Below are 23,541 nucleotides of genomic sequence, written 5' to 3' on the forward strand. Positions count from 1 at the left end.
TGGTCATCCCGGCCGGGCAGCCGATATACATCGGGGTGTCCTGTGTTCGGTCGGGGAGGACGCATGAGCCAACGGCATCGCGCGTGCGCGGATTCGCGGCGAGGCAACGGAGAACTCGATGGGTGAGTTCGACGGACTGGTCGCGGCGGTCACCGGAGGAGCGTCGGGGATCGGGCTGGCGACCGCCCGGCTGCTGGCCGAGCGCGGCGCGGCGGTGGCGGTGCTGGACCTGCGCCCGCACGACGTCGGCGAGCCGCTGCTCGGCGTGCGCTGCGACGTCACCGACGACGGCGAGGTCCGCTCGGCGGTCGAGGCCGTGCACGAGCGCCTCGGCGGGCTCGACGTGCTGGTCAACAACGCCGGGATCGGCGCGCAGGGCGACGTCTCGGCCAACGACGACGCCGAGTGGCACCGCGTGCTCGACGTCAACGTCGTCGGCATCGCCCGGGTCAGCCGGGCCGCACTGGGACTCCTGCGGGAGTCCGGTCACGCCGCCATCGTCAACACCTGCTCGATCGCCGGGATCGCCGGACTGCCGCAGCGCGCGCTCTACTCCGCGAGCAAGGGCGCGGTGCACGCGCTCACCCTGGCGATGGCCGCCGACCACGTGCGGGAGGGGATCAGGGTGAACTGCGTGGCTCCCGGCACGGTCGACACGCCGTGGATCAGCAGGCTGCTCGACAGCGCCGACGACCCGGCCGCCGAGCGGGCGGCGCTCGAGGCGAGGCAGCCCGCGGGTCGGCTGGTGTCGGCAGGCGAGGTCGCGCATGCCATCGTGCACCTGGCGAGTCCGGCCGCGGCCGGCACGACCGGGACCGTGCTCAACGTCGACGGCGGGATGTCCGGACTGCGCGTCCGGCCCGCCGAGGGGGAACGATGACCGTCGACACCCACCACCACCTGTGGGACCTCGACGTCCGGGACCAGCCATGGATGACCGGGCCCGAGATGCAGCCGCTGCGCAGGGACTTCCGCCCGGCCGACCTGGTCGCGGCGCTGCGGGGGACCACTGTGGACTCCACCGTGCTGGTGCAGACGGTCTCCGACCCGGACGAGACCCCGGAGATGCTGGTGCTGGCCGACTCCTGCGACCGCGTCGCCGGGGTCGTCGGCTGGACCGACCTGACCGCCCGCGACGTGCGGGAGCGGCTCGGGCACCTGCTGTCGCACCCGTCGGGCCGGTGGCTCAAGGGAATCCGCCACCAGGTCGAGGACGAGCCCGACCCGGACTGGCTCACCAGGCCGGAGGTGATGGCCGGGCTGGCCGCGGTCGAGGACGCCGGACTGCTTTACGAACTGCTGGTCCGGCCGCACCAGCTGCCGGCCGCGATCAAGGCGGTCGGCCAGTTCCCGCAGCTCACCTTCGTCCTGGACCACTGCGCGAAGCCACCGGTGGCCTCCGGCGAGCTGGAACCGTGGGAGAGCCGGATCCGGGCGCTGGCGGCGCATCCGAACGTGGTGTGCAAGCTGTCCGGACTGGTGACCGAGGACGACTGGTCCGCCCAGCCCGACGCCGACCGGCTGCGGCCCTACGCGGACGTGGTGCTGGACGCCTTCGGACCGGCGCGGGTGATGTTCGGGTCGGACTGGCCGGTGTGCCTGCTGGCGGCCGAGTACGGGGAGGTCTCCCGCCTCGCGTGGGAGCTCACCTCGGGGCTGGGCGACGTCGAGCGGCAGGCGGTCTTCGACACCACCGCGCGGCAGGTCTACGAACTCTGAGTGCCTGTCTTCCTCGCGTTGCGGTACCGGTGGCGGGGGCAAGCGGCCGCGCCGCTTCCAAGATCGATGACAGGCTCTGCGGCGGTTCGCGGACCCCGGATTGATCCACTCGTACGGGTGACAGGGGCTTTCGGCCCTGGCATTCTTGCCCACCCCGCTTTGGCGCGCTGCTCCGTTCGGCGTAGCCTGACCTTGCCCGTCTCACCCCGCCCCCTCGGTGAGGCGGGCTTCAAATGCGCGGCCCGCGTGGATTCTTGTCCACAGAGGACGAATTGCTCCCGGCTCGGGTCAGCGGGTCCGGGTCACCTTCTTGAGGCCGCGCGGGTTGTCCGGATCGCCGCCCCGCTCCAGTGCCAGTCCGAGCGCGAGGCGCTGGACCGGCAGCACCTCCAGCACCGGCGCGAGCTCCTCCGCGCAGTCCGGGACGCCGATGCGGTGCGCGGCGGGAACGTCGGCGGCGGCCGAGCCGATGGCGCAGATGTCGGCACCGCGCTCGTGTACCGCCTCCAGCACCTCCCGCGTCGAGGCACCGCCCTTGCCCGCGCTGGACAGCGCGAGCACCGCGGTCTCGGCGTCCACGGCCGCCACCGGGCCGTGCAGCAGGTCGGCCCCGCTGTAGGCGCGGGCGGACAGGTAGCTGGTCTCGGCCAGCTTCAGGGCCGCCTCGCACGCCGTCGCCAGCGAGTAGCCGCGGGCGGTGGTGACCATGCGGTCGGCGAACCGGTAGCGGTGGACCGCCTCGGCGACCGCCTGCTCGGTGGTGTCCAGGGTCGTCCGGGCCAGCTCGGGCAGCGCGCGGGCGTGCTCGGCGTTTCCGCCGCGCACCGCGTCGACCAGCAGGTAGAGAGCGAGCAGCGTCGCGCTGTAGGTCTTGGTCGCGGCGACCGCCTGCTCCTGCCCGGCGCGGATGCCGACCGACATCTCGGCGGCCCGGTTCAGCGGCGACTCGGCGGTGTTGGTGACCGCGACGGTGGTGGCGCCTGCCTTGCGGCCCGCCTCGGTGACCTCCAGCAGGTCGGGGGAACCGCCGCTCTGGCTGACCGACAGCAGCAGCACGTCGGTCAGGTCGGGCTGCGCGCCGTAGAGGGTGGTCGTGGACGGCGACACCAGTCCGACGGGCAGTTGCAGCAGCACCTCGATCAGGTACTTCGCGTACAGGGCCGCGTGGTCGCTGGACCCCCGGGCCGCCAGCAGTGCGAAGCGCGGCCTGCGCTCGGCGATCCGGGTGGCGACCTCGGCGATCTCGGCGCGGTGCGCCAGCAGATCGCCGAACACGTGCGGTTGTTCGGCGATCTCGGCGGTCATCCGCGCGCCGGGCTGTGCGGTGGCCTCACTCATCGGGGCATCCCTTCGGGTCCAGGTCTAGACCAATCGTAGAGGAAACCGCGAGGCATCTGGCGATCGCCGCTCCCGCTGTGATGCCTCACACCATTCTGCCGCCGTCACCCGGCGGCCGGGGCGTGGTGGCCGTCGTTGCCGGGGGAAGGGGCCCGTCGGCCGTCCGGCGGGAGGACGCGCTGGCCGACTCCGTCCGGCGGGAGAGTGCGGTGGCCGACTCCGTCCGGCGGGAGAGTGCGGTGGCCGACGCCGTTCGGCGGGAGAGCGCGGCGACCGTACCCGTCAGGCGGGAGGTGCGGCAGCTGCCATCGTCGGGTGCGGCGGAAGCCGCTGGCGGCGCAGTGTGGCCGGCTGCCTGGGATGGCTGTTCTGCGTCCGGTTCGGCCCGGTCATTGCCCTCCCGCCGAGGAGAGCGCTCCCATCGCCACCCGAACGGCGCACCCGACCGAGCGGGCCTGATCCGCCCCGGCGAAAGTGGGTGGGCGTGGCGATCGCACCGCCGACTTTCGGGCATGCTGAAGTGCAGAAGTACTCGGCGTGCGGGCGGGCCCGCGCCGACACCGGGCGCAACCGGCGGGAAGGTTGCGGTGGTAGGAGGAACGATGCTCGAAACATCGGTGCCAAGCGGGGCGGAGAACCCGGCGCGGACCCAGCGAGAGCCCAAGTACTGGGGCCTGAAGCAGCACCTGCTGGACATGCTCCGCTCGCTGCCTCCGGGCTCCCCGATCCCCACCGAGCGGGCGCTGGCCGCCGAGTTCGACGTGTCCCGCACCACCGTCCGGCAGGCCCTCGCCGAGCTGACCGTCGAGGGCAGGCTGCTGCGCGTCCAGGGCAAGGGCACCTTCGCCGCCAAGCCCAAGGTCGCCCAGCGGCTCCAGCTCACCGGCTACACCGAGGACATGCTCGCCCAGGGCAGGCAGCCGACGTCGCGGCTGCTGGAGGTCATCGAGGAACCGGCCGACCAGGAGCTGGCGTCGCTGCTGGGCACCCGCCCCAGCGCCACCGTGCTGCGGCTGCGCCGCCTGCGCCTGGCCGACGGCGAGCCGATGGCGATCGAGACGACGCACCTGGCGCTGTCGCGCTTCCGGGGGCTGACCGGGCGGCTCGAGTCCGGCGGCTCGCTCTACCAGGTCCTGCGGGAGAGCTTCGGCGTCGAGATGGGCTACGCGGAGGAGACGATCGAGACGGCGCTGGCCAGCCCGGAGGAGGCCGAGCTGCTGGGCGCCGACATCGGTCTGCCGATGCTGCTGCTCTCGCGGCACTCCTTCGACACCGAGGGCAGGCCGGTCGAGTGGGTCCGATCGATCTACCGCGGTGACCGCTACAAGTTCGTCGCCCGCCTCAACCCGCCCGCCTGAGCCCACTTCCCGCGGCTCCTGCGGGTGGCGGCGCTACGACAGCGCGTAGTGCCGTCGTCCAACGTCCTTCGTTCGCCGCTCAGTCGTTACCCGATCGCAGTTCGTTACGCCCAACGGCGCATTTCCCGCCCCGAAGTGGCGGTACTCACCCATGGGCAACTGCGGGGAGCACAGCGCCGTGATCCCACGTTGGCCGTTATAGGACTGATATGCGTCGAGTGCGTGGGAGCCATGTCAGAGGAGAAGGACGAAGACAGCAAGGACAAGCGCAAGGAGCGCAAGCTCGACCTCTCCGCGGCGAACGTCGGCGGCACCGCACTGGCGTCGGTGACCGCCGCCTACCTGGGTTCCTACCTGGGTGCCGCGGGGACGATGTGGGGAGCCGCGCTGACCAGCGTGGTCGTCACGGTGGGAGGCAAGCTCTACCAGCGCTCGCTGGAGCGGACCAAGGAGCAGGCCGCCGTGGCGAAGGAGAAGGCCGCGCTGCTGCGGGCCAAGAAGACGACCTCGCTCGCGCAGCAGTCGTTGCGGTTCGACGGGGAGGAAGGGGAGCGCGGCACCGCCAAGCTCCAGCAGCCCGAGGTACCGGACGGTGCCGAGCAGCGCACCCGCTTCATCGAGCCGCTCTCGCCCGGGCATTCGGGGATGCACTGGCCGGGCGGTGAGCAGGTGGTGGAGGACCCGACTCGGCGGGCCGGTGCCGCTGAGCAGGCCGACGACGCGACCCGCAACCTGAGTGGCATGTCGGCTCCGAGCCCTGCCGACGACGCCGCGACGGTCAAGTGGAGCCCGGCGCCGGACCGCGACGCCGTGCAGCCGAGCCGAGTGCGGTGGCGCCGGTGGGGGCTGGTCGGCGCCAGCAGCGCGATCGCGTTCACGCTCTGCATGCTGGTCATCACCGGGTTCGAGGGCATCTCCGGTCGCTCGCTGTCCGGCGACGGCGGGACGACCATAGGGCAGGCGCTGCGCCGTCCCGCCCCGCCCGCGCCGCAGCAGCCGGTGCCGGAGCAGGACGAGCCGGTGGAGTCGTCGTCCGAGCCGGAGCCCTCGTCGCAGGTCGAGCCGAGCGCCGAGCCGTCCCGCGAGCAGTCCGCGGTTCCCTCCACGCCCGTGCCGGAGCAGCCGACCGGCGGGCAGACCGCGACGCAGGGGCCGACCTCGCAGCCCGAGCCCACCCAGGGCGAGTCGCCCGGCGAAAGCACCGGGGTCGTGCCGCCCACCGCGCAGCCGAGCCTGCGCAACGGCTCACCCAACTGACTCGATCCGCCGCCGGCGGCACCCGCGCGCAGCGGGCGCACGCGGGTAGGTGCTCAGCGGCCCCGCTCGCCACTGGCGAGCGGGGCCGCTGAGCTTGCGGCGGGTGCTTGGGTGGCTGCGCCTTCGCCGGGTACCCGCCGAGCCGGGTGCTCGCCGAGCCGGGTGTCCGCTGAGCCGGGTGTCCGCCAGGGCGACGGCTGCGATTCCGCCGCCGTCCCGCCATCCCCGCGCCGGGGTTTCCGCCGCGTCCCGCCGAGCCACCGGTCCGGGTTCCGCCAAGGCGCCCGTCCTCGATCCCGCCATCGCCCCGCCGAGCTGCCCGCCGCCGTTCCGCCGGGCCGCCCGCCGTCGACCCGCCGAGCCGCCTGCGGCGTTCCGCTGGCCGGAATCAGCTAGACCGCCGCTGAGCTGGGAAAACACCAGCGCCATCCCGGCGTTCGCGGCCGAACGGTCGCGCGCGGGAGCCGCCGTAAAGCCCTCCTCGTGCGACCGTTCGCGCTGATCAGCGAAGTACGTTACGAATTTGCCGATTCGGTGAGATATGCGTCAAAAGATGGATGTGCACGTCTTCTCCTCGCCGAATACTTGTTCGCCGACGGGGGTCCGGTAACGCGGAACAAGGGAGACAGCACATGAAGCGCAAACTTGCGGCCCGGGTGACGGGGTCCGTGATTTTCGCGGTGGGCACGATCGCCGCTCTGACCGTGCCCGCAACGGCGACCCCGACCGCGCCCGCGCCGGTCGCCGCCGATGCCGGGACCCTGATGGAGGCGATGCAGCGCGACCTGGGCCTGACCGTCGAGCAGGCCAAGGAGCGCCTCGCCGACGAGGCCGCGGCCACCCGCGCCGACCAGAGCCTGCGCGGGACCCTCGGCGCCGCGTTCGGCGGCTCCCACTACGACGCCGCGCTCGGCAAGCTCGTCGTCGGCGTGACCGACGCCGGCCGCCTCGACGAGGTCCGCGCGGCCGGGGCCGACGCCAAGCTGGTCCGGCACAACGTCCAGCAGCTCGACGGCGTCGCCGACGGCCTCGACGCGCAGTCGGCGCGCGCCCCGCAGTCGGTCACCGGCTGGTACGTGGACGCCAGCAGCAACTCCGTGGTCCTGACCACCACCCCGGGCACCGCCGGGCAGGCGAACGACTTCGTCCGCGCCAGCGGGGTGAACGCCGACGCCGTGCGCGTCGTCGAGTCCGCCGAGCAGCCCCGGACCTACGCCGACGTCATCGGCGGCAACGCCTACTACATCGGCAGCGGTTCCCGCTGCTCGGTCGGCTTCTCGGTGCAGGGCGGCTTCGTGACCGCCGGCCACTGCGGCAACCAGGGCGACAGCACCAGCCAGCCGAGCGGCACCTTCGAGGGCTCGTCCTTCCCGGGCAACGACTACGGCTGGGTCCGCACCGCCTCCGGCGAGAACCCCGTCCCCTACGTCAACGACTACCAGGGCGGCACCGTCGGCGTCGGTGGCTCCAGCGAGGCCGCCGAGGGCGCGTCGATCTGCCGTTCCGGCTCCACCACCGGCTGGCACTGCGGCACCGTCGAGGCCAAGAACCAGACGGTGCGCTACCCGCAGGGCACCGTCGAGGGCCTGACCCGCACCAACGTGTGCGCCGAGCCCGGCGACTCCGGCGGCTCGTGGCTGTCCGGCGACCAGGCCCAGGGCGTGACCTCCGGCGGCTCGGGCGACTGCACCTCCGGCGGCACGACCTACTTCCAGCCGGTCAACGAGATCCTGCAGGCCTACGGTCTGACGCTGCTCACCCAGTGACCCCCGAGTGACCGGTTGACCGACCGCGTGGGCCCCGGCGGCACGTCCGCCCGGGCCCACGTTCGTCGGGGTCCTAGCCCAGCTTGGTCCGCAGTGCCGCGGCAGCGGCTCGCGGGTCCTCGGCCTCGGTGATGGCGCGGACGACGACGACCCGCCGCGCACCCGCCTGGACCGCCTCGTCGATGTTGTCCATGCCGATGCCGCCGATGGCGAACCACGGCCTGCCGTGGCCGCGGTGCTCGGCGGTGTGGCGGACGAGCTCGAGACCGGCGGCCTCGCGCCCCGGCTTGGTCGGCGTGGTCCACACCGGGCCGGTGCAGAAGTAGTCCACGCCCGCCTCGGTGGCCGCGGAGTCGGCCTGCACCACGTCGTGCGTGGAGCGCCCGACCGCCACCTGGTCTCCGACGATGCGCCGGGCCAGCTCGACGGGCAGGTCGTCCTGGCCGAGGTGCAGCACGTCGGCGTCGGCGGCCATCGCCACGTCGGCCCTGTCGTTGACCGCCAGCAGCGCGCCGTGCCGGACGCACGCGTCGGCCAGCACCTCCAGCGCGGCGAGTTCGTGGCGGGCCTCCAGCGGGGCGCCTCCCGGGCTCTTGTCCCGCAACTGGATGATGTCCACCCCGCCGTCCAGCGCCGCGTCGGCGAACTCGGCGAGGTCGCCCCGCTCGGTGCGCGCGTCGGTGCACAGGTAGAGCCGGGCCTCCTCGAGGCGGGCGCGGATACCGAAACCGTCCAGTCCTGGCATGCCCCTCAGGGTAACTTCTGCCACGCGCGCCGCCGGGAGATCTCGCCGCCGCGGCTGACCGGGAGATCGGCGGCGGGTACGGTGGAAGGCGGTGAGCACGGGAGTCCGCGGATGCCGGACTGAGAGGGGGCGCCAAGGCCCCGACCGTCGAACCTGATCCGGGTCATGCCGGCGCAGGGAGCGTGGAGTTGTCTGAACTGTCTGGTTTGACGGCCGAGCACGTCGCCGTGGTCGGCGGCGGGGTCGTCGGTCTGTCCGTCGCCTGGTGCGCGGCGCGGGCCGGTCATCGCGTGACGGTGGTCGACCCGGCGCCCGCTTCCGGGGCGTCGCACGTGGCGGGCGGGATGCTCGCACCGGTCGCCGAGGCGTGGCCCGGCGAGGAGGAACTGCTCGAGCTGGGGGCCGCGTCGCTGCAGCGCTGGCCCGACTTCGCGGACCGGCTCGCCCACGACGCGGGAATGCCGTCCGGCCTGCGCAGGGAGGGCACGCTCGTCGTCGGGATCGACAGCGCCGACCGCGCCGAGCTCGACAACCTCGCCGACTACCTCGCCCAGCTCGGCCGCTCGGTGACCAGGCACAACGGTCGCGAGCTGCGCCGGATGGAGCCGTCGCTGGGGCCGGCGGTGCGGGCCGGGCTGTCGGTGCCGGGCGACCTCGCGGTCGACAACCGCGTCGCCCTGGCCGCGCTGCGTGCGGCGGCGACGCTGGCCGGCGCCGAGTTCGTCACCGCCCGGGCGCGGGCGGTGCGCGCCGGTGAGGTCGAGCTGGAGGACTCGGTGCTGCGCTGCGACGTCGCGGTGATCGCCGCGGGCGCGCGGTCCGGTGACCTCCACCCGCTGCTGAGCGGGGCGGTCCGGCCGGTGAAGGGCGAGATCCTGCGGCTGCGCGCGCGGGCCACCGCCCTGCCGCCGCCGACCCGGACAGTGCGCGGACCCGTCCACGGCAGGCAGGTCTACCTGGTGCCGCGCGACGACGGCGGGCTCGTCGTCGGCGCGACGCAGTACGAGGTCGGCTTCGACACCGAGGTCACCGTCGGCGGGGTGCGCGACCTGATCGCCGACGCCGAGCAGGTGCTGCCGGGCATCGCCGAGTACGTGCTGGTGGAGGCCATCGCCGGACTGCGGCCGGGCACCGCCGACAACCTGCCGCTGCTGGGCTGGCTGGAACCGGGCGTCATCGCCGCGACCGGCCACCACCGCAACGGGTTCCTGCTGGCGCCGGTCACCGCCGAGGCGGTCGTCGCGCTGCTGTGCGGCCGGACCCCGCCGGACGAGGTGAAGGCCGCCGACCCCGGCCGCCGCATCTCCCCCGAGAACGGAGGGCAACAGTGCAGGTAGTGGTCAACGGAGAGTCCCGGCAGGTCCCCGAGGACGCCACGCTGGAAGCCGTGCTGCGCGAATACGGCGTGCCGGACCGGGGAGTCGCCGTCGCGTTGGACGGCGCGGTCGTGCCGCGGGCCGCCTGGCCCGCGACCGGCCTGCGACCGGAGGCGACCGTCGAAGTCCTCACCGCGGTTCAAGGAGGCTGACTGACATGGACGACCCGCTGGTCATCGCGGGACGCGAGTTCGGCTCGCGGCTGATCACCGGTACCGGTGGCGCGGCCAACCTGGCGGTGCTGGAGCGCGCGTTGATCGCGTCCGGCACCGAGCTGACGACGGTGGCGATGCGCCGCGCCGACGCGGGAGGCGGCACCGGCGTGCTCGACCTGCTGCGCAAGCTCGGCATCGAGGCGCTGCCCAACACCGCGGGCTGCCGGACGGCAGCCGAGGCGGTGCTGACCGCGCAGCTCGCGCGGGAGGCGCTCGGCACGAACTGGGTCAAGCTGGAGGTCGTCGCCGACGAGGACACGCTGCTGCCGGACCCGGTCGAGCTGCTCGACGCGGCGGAACAGCTGGTGGACCAGGGTTTCGTGGTGCTCGCCTACACCAACGACGACCCGGTGCTGGCGCTGCGGCTGGAGGAGACCGGGTGCGCCGCGGTGATGCCGCTGGGCTCGCCGATCGGCACCGGCCTCGGCATCCGCAACCCGCACAACATCGAGATGATCGTCTCCCGCGCGTCGGTGCCGGTCGTGCTCGACGCGGGCATCGGCACCGCCTCGGACGCTGCGCTGGCGATGGAGCTGGGCTGCGACGCGGTGCTGCTGGCCACCGCCGTGACCCGCGCGCAGGACCCGGAGCGGATGGCCGCCGCGATGCGCGCGGCCGTCGAGGCGGGACGGCTGGCCTCCCAGGCCGGACGCATCCCGCAGCGGTTCTGGGCGCAGGCGTCCAGCCCGGGACGCCCCACCGGCTGACCGGCCGCTCCCTGCTCGGCCTGGTGGTTGGTCAAGTCACGCGGCTGATCACGCGTGCCAGGAGTCCAGCACCGCCGCGTTTAGCGCGGTCAGCCTCCTGTCGTAGGAGGCAGGGTCCGCCAGCGCCTGGAACGGGCTGGGCACGGTGGCGGGCTCCGCTGGTGCGGGTGCGGTGGCGACGGGTTGGTTGGGCGGGACGGGCCCGTCAGGCAGGCAATAGGCGTCGGATGGCGAGGTCGGGTTGGGTAGGTCGGGCAGGACGCGGCGAAGCGAGGCGAGTTCTTCGTTCGCCGTCCTGATCGCGTCGGCCGCCCGCCCGCCCGCTTCGTCGAGCTGACCGCGCCACCGGTCGAGCTGGGACCGGACGATCTCGACGACGTCGGGCCGCGTCCCGGACTCCCGCGCGTCGGCGATCGCGGAGTCGGCGAGCAGCTGCACGTCCTCCAGCGTGAGCCGGTAGTCGGTCAGCGCGGTCGCGGCACGCCGGTGCGAGTCGGCCGCGCGCAGCCAGTTCCCCGCCATGGCAGTCTGGGCCTGGTCGTAGTGGTCGCGGGCATGGCCGTACCAGTCGTCGGCGCGCAGCGCCCGAATCGTCTCGCCGACGGCTTCCAACCGGTTGGCCAGGTCGGTGAGGCGGTCGCACTCGCCTGCGATCCCCAGGTTGTTCCCGCGAATCGGCGACAGTTCGCTCATCGTGAGGTCCGCTGATCGTGGCTACTGCCTGTGCACCACGTCGGACAGTACCGACGCCAAGTCGGAGTCCAGCCCCTCGTAGTCGGCGGCGCTGTCGGTCAGCCGGGTCGCCAGCTCCTGCGCGTCGGCCCGCAGGAGTTCGACCGAGTCGGCCGATGCTCGCTGGTAGCCGGCCAGCTCCGCACCGAGCCGGGGGTGTCCGGCCTCGTGCGCGTCGAGCCGGTACTTCAGCGCCGAACCGGTGCCGAATTCCTCGATCGCGTCCCGCACGTTGCGCGCGGCGGCGCGCAGTTCGTGGGTCTCGGCGGAGAAGCTGTTCGCGTTCGGCTCCGTCGCCCTGGTCATGGCGTGGAATCCTATCGTGATCGGTGTCTTCGGAGATGCTCTTTACGGCGGAAAGCGCCTTGCTCCCGAGCGGCAACGGGTTTACCGCAGCTGCCCGGTGATTTCGGCAACGAGTTCCTGGGGAAGTGGCAGAGTCGCCGCCAGATCGGCGTTCCGATCCGCCTGCGGGTTGACCAGTACGCCAGCTCGCAACCGTTGTCCGCGCAATTCTCTCAGCAGCGCCTCCCCAGTCGTGCTGATCGGCCATCCGGACCAGGGCGGATTCGCCTTGCGCTGGTACTCCTCGAGCCGCGAAGCGCTGGTGAACGCGCAGATCCAGTCGCCCTGCCCCGCCGTCCGGGCGAGTGCGAAGGTGCCTTGCACGCTTCGCGGAACCAGCACCCCACTGGTCAGGAATCCGCTGATCACGCGTTTTGCCGGAGCGCGTGGATCCCGCAGTTCGCCAATGCCCGCCACGAGCCGGTGTTCGTCGGTGGCTTCGCGTTCGCGGTCGAGCACCTGGCGCACCGCTTCGGCACGGATCGGTTGCCAGTCCCGATCGAGCTGGGCGGAAATGTGCCGTCGCACGACGACCAGCCGCCGTTCCAGGGTGCGTTGCGCGTGGCCGGGCCCGAGCTTCCTGCTCAGGGCCCGTAGGCGGTCCAGGTAGTTGAGGCCGGCGAGCGCCGGGTCGGCGCGCAGGTTGTAGGCAGCCTGTGCCGTCTCAACGGTGACCTTGTCGGGCAGGCCGGCCACCGACTGCTCGAGGCGGACGATCGTCTGCGCCATGACACCGACCACGTCCCTGGCCGTGATCAGCCAGACCCGGCGCAGTTGGGTGCCCAACCGGTCGTACAGCCTCTCGTGCCGGACTCCGGCACCCAGGTGCAGCCTCTCCAGCGCATTGCGCGCGCCGCTGAGCTCTCGTTCCCCGATCATCCGCGCGGCCCCAGTGCTGTTGCGGGCTGCGGACATTAGGGCAGCTCGTTCCGCCGCGTCAACGCTGATCCGCCGAAGCCGTCGGAATTCGCCACATTCTCGCCATCGGCCGGACGGGTTCGCCGATTCCTCGCCAACCCATCCGCGCTTGAAGCCGGCGGGTTCGTGGCGAGAAACGGGGAACGGTTCGACACCGGCACCAGGAACTCCATAGCGTCGGCCGCAGTCGGAACGAACCGAACGGGAGGACGGCGATGAGCCCGGTCTACGTTTTCGCATTGGCGGTCCTGCTGGGATGTCAGACCGGATGCATGGTGATGTGGCACCACTACCGGCGGCAGATCGCCGACCTCGAACGGGAGCGGGAGTGGGAGCGAATGCGCCGAATGGCGGGGCAGGTGTAAGGCCGGATAGGAGAAAGCTCCAGAGCGCGGAATCCGGCTGGAGCCCGAATGCGTTCCTCTCGTCCCGGCGACCGACGAGAGGAACGCACCGTGATCATGCACTCCCCGTGGGGTGCGACCCCATCCCTGCGACTGCGGGCGTTGCTCGACCTCCTGGCGGCCCCATCGGCACGCTGAGCGGCCCGCGGTTCGCGGACCGCTCAGCGGTCGTCACTTGATGTGCAGGCGCTCCGGGCGGACGAACGAGATCGTGTAGCTCTTCCACGGGCTGTCGTAGCCGAAGGTGCGGTCGATCGCCGCGCGGGCGTGCAACGCGTTCTCCACCAGGGAGCTGGCCAGCAGCTCCGTCGCGGGCGCGGCGTTCTCGGCCACGTCGGGGATCTTCGCCGAGGTCTTCCCTGCGAGCAGGTCGTCGACCGCGCGCAGCGCGGGCACCGCGATGGCCCGCTCGGCCTCCGGTCGGAACGCCAGGGTCGCGACGTCCTGGCGCAACGCGTCCAGGGCGACCGCCGCGTCGCGGGTGACCCGCTCGTCCTCGGTCTCCTCGTCGTTGTCGTCGAGCAGGGCGGGCATCCCGAGCAGGTCCTGGGTGCGCCGCATCGCCAGCACGTGCGCCGAGTGCAGTGCCTGCCGCAGGTTGGCGCCCTGCCCGGCGGCCCGGACGCTGCGCAGCAGCTCCGACACCGACCACACGGTGGAGCGGATGGCGCCGCGCACGTTCGGCAGCGCGCTGCTGGGCAGCACCAGGTAGCTGACGTAGCCGACGCTGAGCGCGATGGCCGCGCCGATGGCGGTGTTGGCCGCGAAGCTGATCGCCACGTTGACCAGCGGCCGGTCCAGCTGCATCGCCTGGTCGACGACGGTGATCACGATGAGCGCGCCGAGCAGCGTCCGGTAGTCCGTGCGCAGCCGGTCGATGTTGACCAGCATCGCCGCGACGACCAGCGGGACCAGCAGGTAGGCGCCGGGCAGCAGGGTGATCAGCGCGGCCAGCGCGACCACGCCGAGCACCGAGCCGCCGGTTCGCTCCAGCGCGCCGTTCATGCTGTCGCGGGCCGCCGGTTGCAGCACCACGTACAGCGCCAGCAGCAGACCCGACTCCGACGGGTCGTTGAGCAGCAGCACGATCACCATGCCGACGCCGACCGCGAGCGTGCAGCGCAGAGCGTGGCGGAACAGCGAGGACCGCATCGACAGGTGCGCGCGGATCGCGCCCATCGCGCGCTCGCGCCGCCCGCCCGGCGCGGGCGGTGTCGCGGGCGTCTCGTCGCGCTCGACCACTGCGGCGCGGATGCGGTCCAGGCCCTGGTTGAGCCCGCGCGCCGCGTCCGGCAGGTCCTGCCTGCCGCCGCGCCGCAGGACCACCTCGGCCGGGTCGAGCCGGGCCGACGCGGGCAGCCCGCTGCACGCCCTGGACCGCACGGCGATCGCGAGCTGCGCGGCGACCCGGTCGGCCTCGGCGACGATCTCCCGCAGCCGCTCGGCTTCCAGCCGCCCGACCTGCTGGGCCTGCGCGAGCAGCGTCTCGCGCGCCGCCCGGAACCGGGCCGCGCCCGCGAGCACCTGACCGAGCCACGTGCTCGCACCGTCGGCCCGCCAGGCGCCTGCGGCGAGTTCGACGACTCCGGGGCCGGGTTCGAGCAGCGTGCCCGCGACTGCGATGCGGGTGGCCCGGGTCGGGTCGCCGAGTCCGACCAGAACCCTCAGCAGCAGCGCGAAAGCCACACCGGCGGCCGAGGAGGCCAGCAGCACCAGCACCGACTGGTCGCTGCCGATGCCGGTCGTGGTCGAGAACAGCGTCGCGGCAGCCAGCGTCTGGCCGCCGACGCGGTAGTGCTCGCCCATCGCGGGCAGCATTCCTGCTCCGAAGACCACGGCCGCCACCGCGATACCGGCCAGCACCGGGACGTTGGAGAGCACCGGCCCCAGCGTCATCACCAGAGCCAGCGCTGGCGTGAACCAGACGAAGCGGTGCAGGTCCGAGCGCAGAGCCTGACCGCTCGTGGCGACAAGCGCGAACACCGCCGTCACCCCGGCGACGATCCCGGGGGTGTGCAGGTCGAAGATCCAGCCGAGCGCCGTCGCGCCCACCACCGCGACGGCGACCAGCACGGCGTACTGGCGCTGTCTGGGATCAGGTGCCCCCGCCTCGGTGGCCAGTCGAGCCCGCACCCGTTTCAACACCGATCCAGCCACGCCCGCGTTAACCCCTGCCATCGTCGAGACCTCGCCATCGCCAACACGCACCGCGCGCTGAACCGGCCACCGCGATCACGGGCGGGTGGGGGCGCGCGGGCATTCAACGACTATGTCGACCGGGCAGCCCTATCGGGTTACCGCTCGGGGACGGAAATCACTCTTACAGGCGGTTCGGATGGTCAGAACGAGCGGGGGCTGACGCGCCAGAAGGTCGACACCGGACCGATACCGGCGCCGAGCGGGTAGGCGTGCTCGACGCTGCGGGTCACGAACCGCTTGCCCAGCCGCACCGCCTCCGGCACCGACGCGCCCTTGGCCAGCGCCGCGGTGATCGACGAGGCGAACGCGTCGCCCGCGCCGTGGGTGTGCACGGTCGAGTAGCGCGGACCGGGCAGCGGCGTCGCCTGGCTGCCGTCGTAGAGCAGGTCCACGCACTCCGGGTCGTCGGGCAGGTGCCCGCTCTTGATCAGCACCCACTGCGGGCCGAAGTCGTAGATCGCCTTCGCCGCGTCCAGCAGGTCGGCGCGGGTGCGCGCGTCGAACCCGGTCAGCAGCCGGACCTCGTCGAGGTTCGGCGTCACCAGCGTCGCGCGCGGGAATGCCTCGTTGCGCAGCGCGTCGAGCGCGTCGGGGCGCAGCAGCGGTTCGCCGCTGCGCGAGGCGGCGACCGGGTCGACGACGAACGGGGTGCGGCCGCCGCGGCCGATGCCGTGGGTGTCGCACACGGCCATGACCGCCTCGATGGTCGCGGCGGAGGCCAGCACACCGGTCTTGGCGGCGTCGACGCCGATGTCGGAGGCGACCGCGTCGACCTGGGCGGCCACCGTCTCCGGCGGGATCTCGACCAGCCCGGTGACGCCGACGGTGTTCTGCACCGTCACGGCCGTCACCGCGGTCATGCCGTGCACCCCGCACGCGAAGAACGTCCGCAGGTCGGCGTGCATGCCGGCACTGCCTCCGGAGTCCGAACCGGCGATGGTCAGCGCGGTCGGCGGAGCGGGGTCGTTCGCGGGCTGGACCTCGTGCCCGGCGGGTGTCTCGTGCATCCAGCTCATCCTACGGGCTTGCAAGTGTGGGTTTGGCGCCCTCGCGGGGCCGGTGCGGGCTCGCACCGGCCCCGCGAGGCAGCCGTCAGTTCACCACCGGCAGGTAGACCTTGCCGCCGGACTCGGAGAACTCGCCGGACTTCTCCCGCATCCCGGCCTCGATCGCCTCGACGCTGGTCAGCCCGCGCTCCTCGGCGTACTTGCGCACGTCCTGGGTGATCTTCATCGAGCAGAACTTCGGTCCGCACATCGAGCAGAAGTGCGCGGTCTTGGCGGGCTCGGCGGGCAGGGTCTCGTCGTGGTAGGCCCGCGCAGTGTCCGGGTCCAGCGACAGGTTGAACTGGTCGTTCCACCGGAACTCGAAGCGTGCCTTGGACAGCGCGTCGTCCCAGTCCTGCGCGCGCGGGTGGCCCTTGGCGAGGTCGGCGGCGTGCGCGGCGATCTTGTATGTGATGACGCCGACCTTCACGTCGTCGCGGTTGGGCAGCCCCAGGTGCTCCTTCGGCGTGACGTAGCAGAGCATCGCCGTGCCGGCCTGGGCGATCACCGCCGCGCCGATGCCGGAGGTGATGTGGTCGTAGGCGGGCGCGATGTCGGTGGTCAGCGGGCCGAGGGTGTAGAACGGCGCCTCACCGCACAGCTCCTCCTCCAGCTTCACGTTCTCCACGATCTTGTGCATCGGGACGTGGCCGGGTCCCTCGATCATCACCTGCACGTCCATGTCGCGGGCGATGTGGGTCAGCTCGCCGAGGGTCTCCAGCTCGGCGAACTGCGCCCGGTCGTTGGCGTCGGCGATCGAGCCGGGACGCAGCCCGTCACCGAGGGAGAAGGTGACGTCGTAGTCGCGCAGAATCTCGCACAGCTCGGAGAAGTGCGTGTAGAGGAAGCTCTCGCGGTGGTGCGCCAGGCACCAGGCCGCCATGATCGAGCCGCCGCGGGAGACGATGCCGGTGACCCGCTGCGCGGTGAGCGGCACGTAGCGCAGCAGCACGCCCGCGTGCACGGTCATGTAGTCCACGCCCTGCTCGCACTGCTCGATCACGGTCTCCCGGTAGATCTCCCAGGTGAGCTTCTCCGGGTCGCCGTTGACCTTCTCCAGCGCCTGGTAGATCGGCACGGTGCCGATCGGCACCGGCGAGTTGCGCAGGATCTGCTCGCGGGTCTCGTGGATCCGCTTCCCGGTGGACAGGTCCATCACGGTGTCGGCGCCCCAGCGGGTCGCCCACACCATCTTCTCGACCTCCTCCTCGACCGAGGACGTCACCGCGGAGTTGCCGATGTTGGCGTTGACCTTCACCAGGAAGTTCTTGCCGATGATCATCGGCTCGCTCTCCGGGTGGCAGCGGTTGGCCGGGATCACCGCGCGGCCGCGGGCGACCTCGCCGCGGACGAACTCCGGCGAGACGCCCTCGCGGGCGGCGATGAACTCCATCTCCCGCGTGACCACACCGGCCTTGGCCCAGCCCAGCTGGGTGCGGTGCTCGCGGCCGTCGGTCCAGCCCGCCCGCAGGCGGTGGAGTCCGCTGTGGACGTCGACCTGCACGTCGTCGTCGGTGTAGGGGCCGGAGGTGTCGTAGACGTCGAGGTGCTCGCCGTTGGACAGCTCGATGCGGCGGGCCGGCACCTTGAGGCCGGATTCGGTGGTGTGGTGGACCTTCCGCGAGCCGCTGATGGGCCCGGTGGTCACGCTGTGGCGGTCGCTGGACAGGTTCGGGCGCACGTCGGCCAAGGCCGTTCACTCCCTACGCCGGCATTATCCGGTCAGGTTCAGGCGGTCGGCGGCCCCGGACACCTCGTCCAGCCGCCCTCTCAGCCCGCTGTTGGTGCGAGCTCCCGCGGTGTGTGGTTTTCGGGCCCAGACGTTAGCCGGGAGATCCCGGCCTGCCAACCCCGCATCACTCCGATGACGGCAACACCGATTGGCATTACGCTGGTGACCAGGGAAAACGGATTCTGTCGGAGACGGGAGATACGATGCGTGATCATTCCGACACAGGAGGTGACCGCGCTATGGGCGTTGCTCCGGTTTCTCCGCTGATGGGCTGGGAAGACCTGGTCCACACCTGGCAGGAGCTGGACGTCCCGGAGGGCTGGCGCGCGGAGATCATCGAGGGAAGGATCGTGATGACCCCGCCGCCGGGCTATCCGCACAACCTGATCGCCGACCTTGTCCACCGCGCCCTGGTTCGCGGGATTCCGGACGAGTGGGCGATTTTTCAGACTGCGGGAGTGGGAGTGCCCCTGAGGAGTGGACTGTTCATTCCCGACCTGATGGTCGTGCCTCGTGAAGACGTTCCCTCGGGGGTGGGGCCGATGCCCGCCGAGAAGGCGTTGCTCGTCGTCGAGATCACTTCGCAGGGGAACGCCGACGTCGATCGCAAGACGAAGCTCTGGAGCTATGCACACGCCGCTGTGCCGTTGTACTTGCTGATCGATCGCTTCGCCGAGGGCGGTCCGGTGGTCGAGCTGTATTCAGGTCCGGAGAACGGTGCCTATCGCGAATCCCGCCGCGTTCCGTTCGGCAAGCCGATCGATTTGCCCGAGCCGTTCCGCCTGACTCTCGACACCGATCGATTCTGAATTTCCTTCAGTATTCTTGGCATCGATGACCAGCGACGATGCGTTTCGAGACGAGTTGTAGTCTGCATCACATGGTGTACACCCCAAGTGGTCAGCAGGCGCCGCCGCTGTGGGCGAACTGGGAGTACCTGGTCGGGGCCTGGCAGGGCCTCAACATCCCGGATGGCTGGCGGCTGGAACTGATCGAGGAGCGGCTGGTCCCGGTTTCCCCGCCGGAGTACCGGCACGGTCAGATCGTCGACGTCCTCCGTCGTCACCTCGCGGCGCGAAGTCCGCGCGACGCGGCCGTTTTCCGGACCGTCAGCGTTGTCATCCCGTCAAGGCGCAGCCTCTTCATCCCGGACCTGCTGGTGGCTCCGGAATCGCGGGCGCCTTCGGACGCGGTGTCGGTCGAGGCGGAGAAAACCCTTCTGGTCGCCGAGATCTCGGGCAAGGCCGAGTCGGCGGGGGACCGCGAGCTCAAGCTGTGGAGCTATGCCCACGCCGGAGCTCCGCTGTACCTGCTCGTCGATCCGTGGGCGAAGGGCGGGTCGGTGGTGCGGCTGTACTCCGAACCGCACAACGCCGCCTACCTCCGGTGCTCCGAGGTCCGCTTCGGCGAGGTGCTCGAGGTTCCGGAGCCGTTCGGGTTCTCCCTCGACACCGCCGAGTTCTGAGCGCCGGACCCTCCGGCCGCCGCGTCAGTCGTCGGCGAAGGGGTCGCCGTGTTCCGACGGGTCCCAGGACATGCCCGGTACGCCCCAGCCGTTGCGCTTGACGGACTTCTTCGCCGCCCGGGCGTGCCTGCCGACCAGCCTGCTCAGGTACAGGAACCCGTCCAGGTGGTCGGTCTCGTGCTGGAGGCAGCGCGCGAAGAAGCCGGTGCCCTCCACCTCGACCGGGTCGCCGTCCACATCGGACCCCGTCACCTTCGCCCAGTCGGCGCGTCCGGTGGGGAACGACTCGCCCGGCACCGAGAGGCACCCTTCCCAGTCGTCATCCGGATCGGGCATGCTCTCCGGGACCTCGGAGGTCGCCAGGACGGGGTTCACCACGACGCCCCGGTGCTGGACGCCTTCGTCGTCCGGGCAGTCGTAGACGAACAACCGCAGGTCGACGCCGATCTGGTTGGCCGCGAGTCCGACACCGCTAGCGGCGGCCATGGTCTCGAACATGTCGTCGACGAGCGTGCGCAGCTCGTCGTCGAAGTTCTCCACCAGGCGGGTCGGGTTGTGCAGCACCGGGTCGCCGACGATGCGGATGGGGTGGACAGCCATGCAGCGCAGGGTATCGGCCTGCCGCCGCGACTACGCGCGGGTGCTACCTGACCACGTCGAGGGGCGGGGCATGGTGTAATGAACAGTGGAATCACACGCGTGTGATTCGGCGCGAAAACGGGAAAACCGCCAGACCCGAATCGCTAGGCGAGGAGCCAGATGGACGCCGCCCAGATGCTGACCGTGCAGGAGATCGCCCGTCAGTGCGAGCAACTGGCACGAACCGTACAGCAACACGAACAGCTTTTGGAAGCGTCCGGCCGGCATCTGCGGCTCGCCGAGCCCCTCACCGAACCGATCGCGCGGATCACCGACGCGATGCCGCGACAGGCGGCCCCGGAGCACGACCGCGTGGCCCCGCTGCCCTCCGACGGCGAACTCGGCGAGCGGGAGTGGAGCATCCTGGCCTTCGAGCGGCAGTGGTGGAAGTCGGCGGGCCGCAAGGACCAGGCGATCCGCGAGCTGTTCGACATGTCGGCGTCGCGCTACTACCAGTTGCTCAACGCCTTGCTGGACAACCCCGCGGCGTTCCGGGCCGATCCGATGTTGATCAAGAGGCTGCGTAAGGTGCGGACCAGCCGGCAGCGGGGCCGGTCCGCTCGCGATCTGGGAATCGAGTTGCACTGATGACTACAGGGGAACCGTCCTCCGGGCCCTCCAGAACCAAACTCGCCGGCTTCGGGCTGATCGGCGTCGGGGTGGTGGCTGCCGTGGTCGGCGTGAGCACCGCGGTCTCCGGCGACCCGCGCGACACCGCGCAGCCGACGCCGCCCGCCGATCCGCCGGTCGCCTCGTCGGTGCAGAACCCGCCGCCGGTGCCGCCGCAGGAGCCGCCAGCCCCTGACACCCAGGCGCCGCCTCCGCCGCCGGAGACGCGGCCCCAGTCGCCGCCGCCGCTCCCGCCCGCGCAGGAGACCCAGCCGCCCAAGCCGTCTCCGGAGGTGCCGGGCGATGTCGCCCAGGCGCGGATCATCGTTCGCGTCTACAACAACAGCACCATCGCCGGGCTCGCGCACCGCGCGTCGGAGGACTTCCGCCGCGCCGGCTACGACGTCCCGGAGGTCGGCAACTACTCCGCGGGCCGCATCTACACGACCACGGTCTACTTCCGGCCCGGCACCGAGGAGGAGCAGCAGGCCAAGGTGGTCGCGTCGCAGTTCGGCGCCCGGATGGAACCGCGGTTCCCCGGCATCGAGACGGCCAGCCCCGGCGTGATCGCGATCGTCACCAACGACTACAAGGGACCCGCGCAGGGGAAGTGACCTGCGCGGGCCGCGTGCCTGCTCGCCGCCTCAGCGCCTGGAGTCGGCGTACGCCTCCAGCGAGGCGAGCTGCGCGGGGTCGAGCGACGGCCGGACCGCGCCGCGAGCGGTCTTCAGGTGCGAGGCGGAAACCTCCGCGGCGGCGAGGGACTCCCGCATCGCGGTGAGGGCCGCCTCCCGGATCAGCGCCGCGCAGTCGGCCGCAGAGTAGCCCTCCAGCGACACCGCCAGCGCGCTGAGGTCCACATCGGACGCCAGCGGCGTGTTCTTCGCCGCAGAGCGCAGGATCGCCTCGCGCGCGTCGGCGTCCGGCGGCGGCACGTACACCAGCCGCTCCAGCCTTCCGGGGCGCAGCAGCGCCGGGTCGACCAGCTCCGGGCGGTTTGTCGCGCCGAGGACCACGACGTCGCGCATCGGCTCGACGCCGTCGAGCTCGGTGAGCAGCGCCGCCACCACGCGGTCGCCGACGCCGGAGTCCGACGACTGCCCGCGACGCGGGGCCAGCGCGTCCACCTCGTCGAGGAAGACCAGCGCGGGAGCGGCGTTCGCGGCGCGCAGGAACAGCTCCCGCACCGCCCGCTCGGACTCACCGACGAACTTGTCCATCAGCTCCGCGCCCTTGACCGACAGCACGTTGAGCCGGCCGCTGCCCGCCAGGGCGCGCACGAGGAACGTCTTCCCGCAGCCGGGCGGGCCGTAGAACAGCACCCCGCGCGGCGGCTGGACCCCCAGCCGGGTGAAGGAGTCCGGGTACTGCAACGGCCACAGCACCGCCTCGGTCAACGACTGCTTGACCTCGGCCATGTCACCCACGTCGTCCAGCGTCAGACCGCCGGTCTGCAGATCGTCCGATGTGGACATCGAGATCGGGCGGACCGACGACAGCGCGTCGAGCAGGTCCTGCTGGCGGATGCGGGCGTCGTCGGCTCCCGGCTCGCCCCGGTGGCGCAGCGCAGCCATCACCGCCGACTCCCGGCACAGCGCCAGCAGGTCCGCGGCGACGAAGCCGGGCGCCCGCTCGGCGACCTCGGCGAGCCGCACGTCGGCCTCCAGCGGCGCGTTGCGCAGCAGCACCCGCAGCAGGTCGGTTCGCGTGGCGGCGTCGGGCAGGCCGATGGTCAGCTCGCGGTCGACCAGCCCCGGTTCGCGCAGGCGCGGGTCCACCGACTGCGGGTGTGCGCTGGTCACCACGACGGCGAGGCGTTCGGTGGCGATCGCGCCCTTCAGCGCGTCGAGCACGACCGTGGCCAGCGGGGGTGGGTCGGACGCGGGCAGCAGGTCTTCGACGTCGGTGATGAGCAGCACGCACCCGCCGTCCCCGGCCGCCGCTGCGCTCGCCCGGCCCAGCGCGTCCTGGAACCGCTGCGCGGCGGTGCGGGTCTCGAGCGCGGCGATGCTGGGCGCACTGACCTCGACGGTCCGGGCGCCGACCGACGCCGCGACCGCGCGGGCCATCGTCGCCTTGCCGACCCCGGAGGGGCCGCTGACCAGCACGCCGAGGTGCGGGGTGGCGCCGAGGCGGCGCAGCAGCTCGGGCTGCTCGAACGACAGCCGGAGCCACTCGTCGAGCCTGTTGGCGCTGTCCTTGGCCCCGGCGAGGTCCGACACCGCGACAGGGCTCTCGGCCGGTGCGGCCGGCGGCGCCGACGCGGGCTCGACGGCCGGCGGCTGCGGCCCGACGCCGTTGTCCGGGGAGGCCGGGGTGAAGGCGTCCGCCCGCCATTCGACCACTGTGGACGGTTTCACCGCGACGACGCCGTCCGGGTCGGTGGCGGTGATGGTGATCAGCTCGTTGGTCCAGGTCATCCCGATCGCCGCGGAGAGCTTGCGCCGCACCTCGCCCGCGTCGGAGCCGGGTGCGGGCGCCACGTCCTGCGGCAGCAGCGACACGGTGTCGCCGGTGCGGAAGACCTTCCCGGTCAGTGCCATGCGCACGGTGTCGGCCGAGACCGTGGCGGTCGCCATCCGCGACCCCGCGACGCGGATGCGGTGCGCGGTGCGGACCTCGGCGGAGGAGACCCCGACCTCGGCGCCCTCGGACAGGCCGAGGTTGGTCAGCGCGACGTCGTCGAGCAGCACCACACCGGTCGGCCCGCCCGGCGGAGCCGCCGCGGCGAGCGCGACGGTGACGCGGCTGCCGGTCAGCTCCACCGCGCTCCACGGGCGCAGCCCCAGCGCGTCGAGCACTTCGGGGTGGAGGCGGACGACCCCGCGCCGGGTGTCGAGGGCCGACGGCGACAGGCGTGCGGTGAGTGTGAGCGAGGGCACGGCCGCAGCTTAATCGCCGCGGCCGCCCACCTCAGCCACGCGGCGGACGGGTGTCGAGGCCCGTGGCGCTCGACCGCATCTGCCGAGTG

23 protein-coding genes and 1 riboswitch are annotated in these 23,541 nt (G+C 72.1%); of the genes, 13 read left to right on the forward strand and 10 right to left on the reverse strand.

The annotated features are described in order from the left end of the window. The first annotated feature begins 118 nt into the window (after positions 1-118). Together HUO13_RS02670 and HUO13_RS02675 are read left to right on the forward strand one after the other, a co-directional pair. Positions 119-880 (forward strand): SDR family NAD(P)-dependent oxidoreductase, encoded by a 762-nt coding sequence (locus tag HUO13_RS02670; protein WP_211899920.1) that lies wholly within the window; start codon positions 119-121, stop codon positions 878-880. Then, positions 877-1,719 (forward strand): amidohydrolase family protein, encoded by an 843-nt coding sequence (locus tag HUO13_RS02675; protein ID WP_211899921.1) that lies wholly within the window; start codon positions 877-879, stop codon positions 1,717-1,719. The genes HUO13_RS02670 and HUO13_RS02675 overlap by 4 nt, the downstream gene beginning before the upstream one ends. Positions 1,720-2,007: 288 nt before the next feature. On the opposite strand, the gene HUO13_RS02680 is transcribed toward HUO13_RS02675, so the two are convergent. Beyond that, complete coding sequence (locus HUO13_RS02680; RefSeq protein ID WP_211899922.1) at positions 2,008-3,057, reverse strand: SIS domain-containing protein; 1,050 nt, start codon at positions 3,055-3,057, stop codon at positions 2,008-2,010. Positions 3,058-3,659: 602 nt separating this feature from the next. Between HUO13_RS02680 and HUO13_RS02685 the strand changes: the two genes are divergently transcribed. The 3 genes from HUO13_RS02685 to HUO13_RS02695 all read left to right on the forward strand — a co-directional run bounded on the left by HUO13_RS02685 (position 3,660) and on the right by HUO13_RS02695 (position 7,438). Further along, on the forward strand, positions 3,660-4,415 hold the full coding sequence (locus HUO13_RS02685; protein WP_211899923.1) for a GntR family transcriptional regulator: 756 nt from the start codon (positions 3,660-3,662) through the stop codon (positions 4,413-4,415). A gap of 231 nt (positions 4,416-4,646) precedes the next feature. Then, positions 4,647-5,672, forward strand: a complete 1,026-nt coding sequence (locus HUO13_RS02690) for a hypothetical protein (RefSeq protein ID WP_211899924.1) — start codon at positions 4,647-4,649, stop codon at positions 5,670-5,672. A gap of 632 nt (positions 5,673-6,304) precedes the next feature. Beyond that, positions 6,305-7,438: a S1 family peptidase gene (locus HUO13_RS02695; RefSeq protein ID WP_211899925.1), complete on the forward strand. Its 1,134-nt coding sequence runs from the start codon at positions 6,305-6,307 to the stop codon at positions 7,436-7,438. Positions 7,439-7,511: 73 nt separating this feature from the next. Here HUO13_RS02695 and thiE read toward each other — a convergent pair whose 3' ends face one another. Then, on the reverse strand, positions 7,512-8,183 hold the full coding sequence (gene thiE / locus HUO13_RS02700) for a thiamine phosphate synthase (RefSeq protein WP_211899926.1): 672 nt from the start codon (positions 8,181-8,183) through the stop codon (positions 7,512-7,514). 87 nt (positions 8,184-8,270) lie between these two features. Then, a riboswitch (TPP riboswitch) is annotated at positions 8,271-8,380 on the forward strand. 9 nt (positions 8,381-8,389) lie between these two features. On the opposite strand from thiE, the gene thiO reads away from it, so the two are divergent. The 3 genes from thiO to HUO13_RS02715 are packed head-to-tail and all read left to right on the forward strand — an operon-like array spanning position 8,390 to position 10,481. Continuing rightward, complete coding sequence (gene thiO / locus HUO13_RS02705) at positions 8,390-9,520, forward strand: glycine oxidase ThiO (RefSeq protein WP_211902607.1); 1,131 nt, start codon at positions 8,390-8,392, stop codon at positions 9,518-9,520. Further along, positions 9,511-9,711 (forward strand): sulfur carrier protein ThiS, encoded by a 201-nt coding sequence (gene thiS / locus HUO13_RS02710; protein ID WP_211899927.1) that lies wholly within the window; start codon positions 9,511-9,513, stop codon positions 9,709-9,711. The genes thiO and thiS overlap by 10 nt, the downstream gene beginning before the upstream one ends. A 5-nt stretch (positions 9,712-9,716) precedes the next feature. Further along, positions 9,717-10,481: a thiazole synthase gene (locus HUO13_RS02715; protein WP_211899928.1), complete on the forward strand. Its 765-nt coding sequence runs from the start codon at positions 9,717-9,719 to the stop codon at positions 10,479-10,481. A 48-nt stretch (positions 10,482-10,529) separates the two neighbouring features. On the opposite strand, the gene HUO13_RS02720 is transcribed toward HUO13_RS02715, so the two are convergent. From HUO13_RS02720 to HUO13_RS02730, 3 genes are all read right to left on the reverse strand, one after another. After that, positions 10,530-11,174: a putative T7SS-secreted protein gene (locus HUO13_RS02720; RefSeq protein ID WP_211899929.1), complete on the reverse strand. Its 645-nt coding sequence runs from the start codon at positions 11,172-11,174 to the stop codon at positions 10,530-10,532. A gap of 21 nt (positions 11,175-11,195) precedes the next feature. Next, complete coding sequence (locus tag HUO13_RS02725) at positions 11,196-11,519, reverse strand: hypothetical protein (protein WP_211899930.1); 324 nt, start codon at positions 11,517-11,519, stop codon at positions 11,196-11,198. A gap of 81 nt (positions 11,520-11,600) precedes the next feature. After that, positions 11,601-12,473 carry an SseB family protein gene (locus HUO13_RS02730; protein ID WP_211899931.1) on the reverse strand — a complete coding sequence of 291 codons (873 nt, stop codon included), beginning with the start codon at positions 12,471-12,473 and terminating at the stop codon, positions 11,601-11,603. Between the two features lie 218 nt (positions 12,474-12,691). On the opposite strand from HUO13_RS02730, the gene HUO13_RS02735 reads away from it, so the two are divergent. Beyond that, positions 12,692-12,841 carry a hypothetical protein gene (locus HUO13_RS02735; protein WP_211899932.1) on the forward strand — a complete coding sequence of 50 codons (150 nt, stop codon included), beginning with the start codon at positions 12,692-12,694 and terminating at the stop codon, positions 12,839-12,841. Positions 12,842-13,051: 210 nt separating this feature from the next. Here HUO13_RS02735 and HUO13_RS02740 read toward each other — a convergent pair whose 3' ends face one another. The 3 genes from HUO13_RS02740 to thiC form a co-directional block, all read right to left on the reverse strand. After that, positions 13,052-15,058, reverse strand: coding sequence for an FUSC family protein (locus tag HUO13_RS02740; RefSeq protein ID WP_249124404.1), 2,007 nt, complete (start codon positions 15,056-15,058; stop codon positions 13,052-13,054). 161 nt (positions 15,059-15,219) lie between these two features. Beyond that, positions 15,220-16,086 (reverse strand): bifunctional hydroxymethylpyrimidine kinase/phosphomethylpyrimidine kinase, encoded by an 867-nt coding sequence (gene thiD, locus HUO13_RS02745; protein WP_211899933.1) that lies wholly within the window; start codon positions 16,084-16,086, stop codon positions 15,220-15,222. 85 nt (positions 16,087-16,171) lie between these two features. After that, positions 16,172-17,815, reverse strand: coding sequence for a phosphomethylpyrimidine synthase ThiC (gene thiC, locus HUO13_RS02750; RefSeq protein ID WP_282975766.1), 1,644 nt, complete (start codon positions 17,813-17,815; stop codon positions 16,172-16,174). A 281-nt stretch (positions 17,816-18,096) separates the two neighbouring features. Between thiC and HUO13_RS02755 the strand changes: the two genes are divergently transcribed. Then, on the forward strand, positions 18,097-18,666 hold the full coding sequence (locus HUO13_RS02755) for a Uma2 family endonuclease (RefSeq protein ID WP_211899934.1): 570 nt from the start codon (positions 18,097-18,099) through the stop codon (positions 18,664-18,666). A gap of 71 nt (positions 18,667-18,737) precedes the next feature. After that, complete coding sequence (locus tag HUO13_RS02760) at positions 18,738-19,322, forward strand: Uma2 family endonuclease (RefSeq protein ID WP_211899935.1); 585 nt, start codon at positions 18,738-18,740, stop codon at positions 19,320-19,322. 24 nt (positions 19,323-19,346) lie between these two features. Here HUO13_RS02760 and HUO13_RS02765 read toward each other — a convergent pair whose 3' ends face one another. After that, positions 19,347-19,922: a peptide deformylase gene (locus HUO13_RS02765; RefSeq protein ID WP_211899936.1), complete on the reverse strand. Its 576-nt coding sequence runs from the start codon at positions 19,920-19,922 to the stop codon at positions 19,347-19,349. A gap of 318 nt (positions 19,923-20,240) precedes the next feature. Between HUO13_RS02765 and HUO13_RS02770 the strand changes: the two genes are divergently transcribed. Then, entirely contained in the window at positions 20,241-20,549 is a 309-nt protein-coding gene (locus tag HUO13_RS02770) for a DUF3263 domain-containing protein (protein WP_211902610.1), read from the forward strand. After that, the gene (locus HUO13_RS02775; protein WP_211899937.1) at positions 20,549-21,184 is read left to right on the forward strand and encodes a LytR C-terminal domain-containing protein; all 636 of its coding nucleotides are present in this window, start codon (positions 20,549-20,551) and stop codon (positions 21,182-21,184) included. The genes HUO13_RS02770 and HUO13_RS02775 overlap by 1 nt, the downstream gene beginning before the upstream one ends. 30 nt (positions 21,185-21,214) lie before the next feature. Here the strand turns inward: HUO13_RS02775 and HUO13_RS02780 are convergent, their stop codons facing one another. Further along, positions 21,215-23,452, reverse strand: coding sequence for an AAA family ATPase (locus tag HUO13_RS02780; RefSeq protein ID WP_211899938.1), 2,238 nt, complete (start codon positions 23,450-23,452; stop codon positions 21,215-21,217). Between the last annotated feature and the right edge of the window lie 89 nt (positions 23,453-23,541).

It is taken from the genome of Saccharopolyspora erythraea, from assembly GCF_018141105.1.
GTDB lineage: Bacteria > Actinomycetota > Actinomycetes > Mycobacteriales > Pseudonocardiaceae > Saccharopolyspora_D > Saccharopolyspora_D erythraea_A.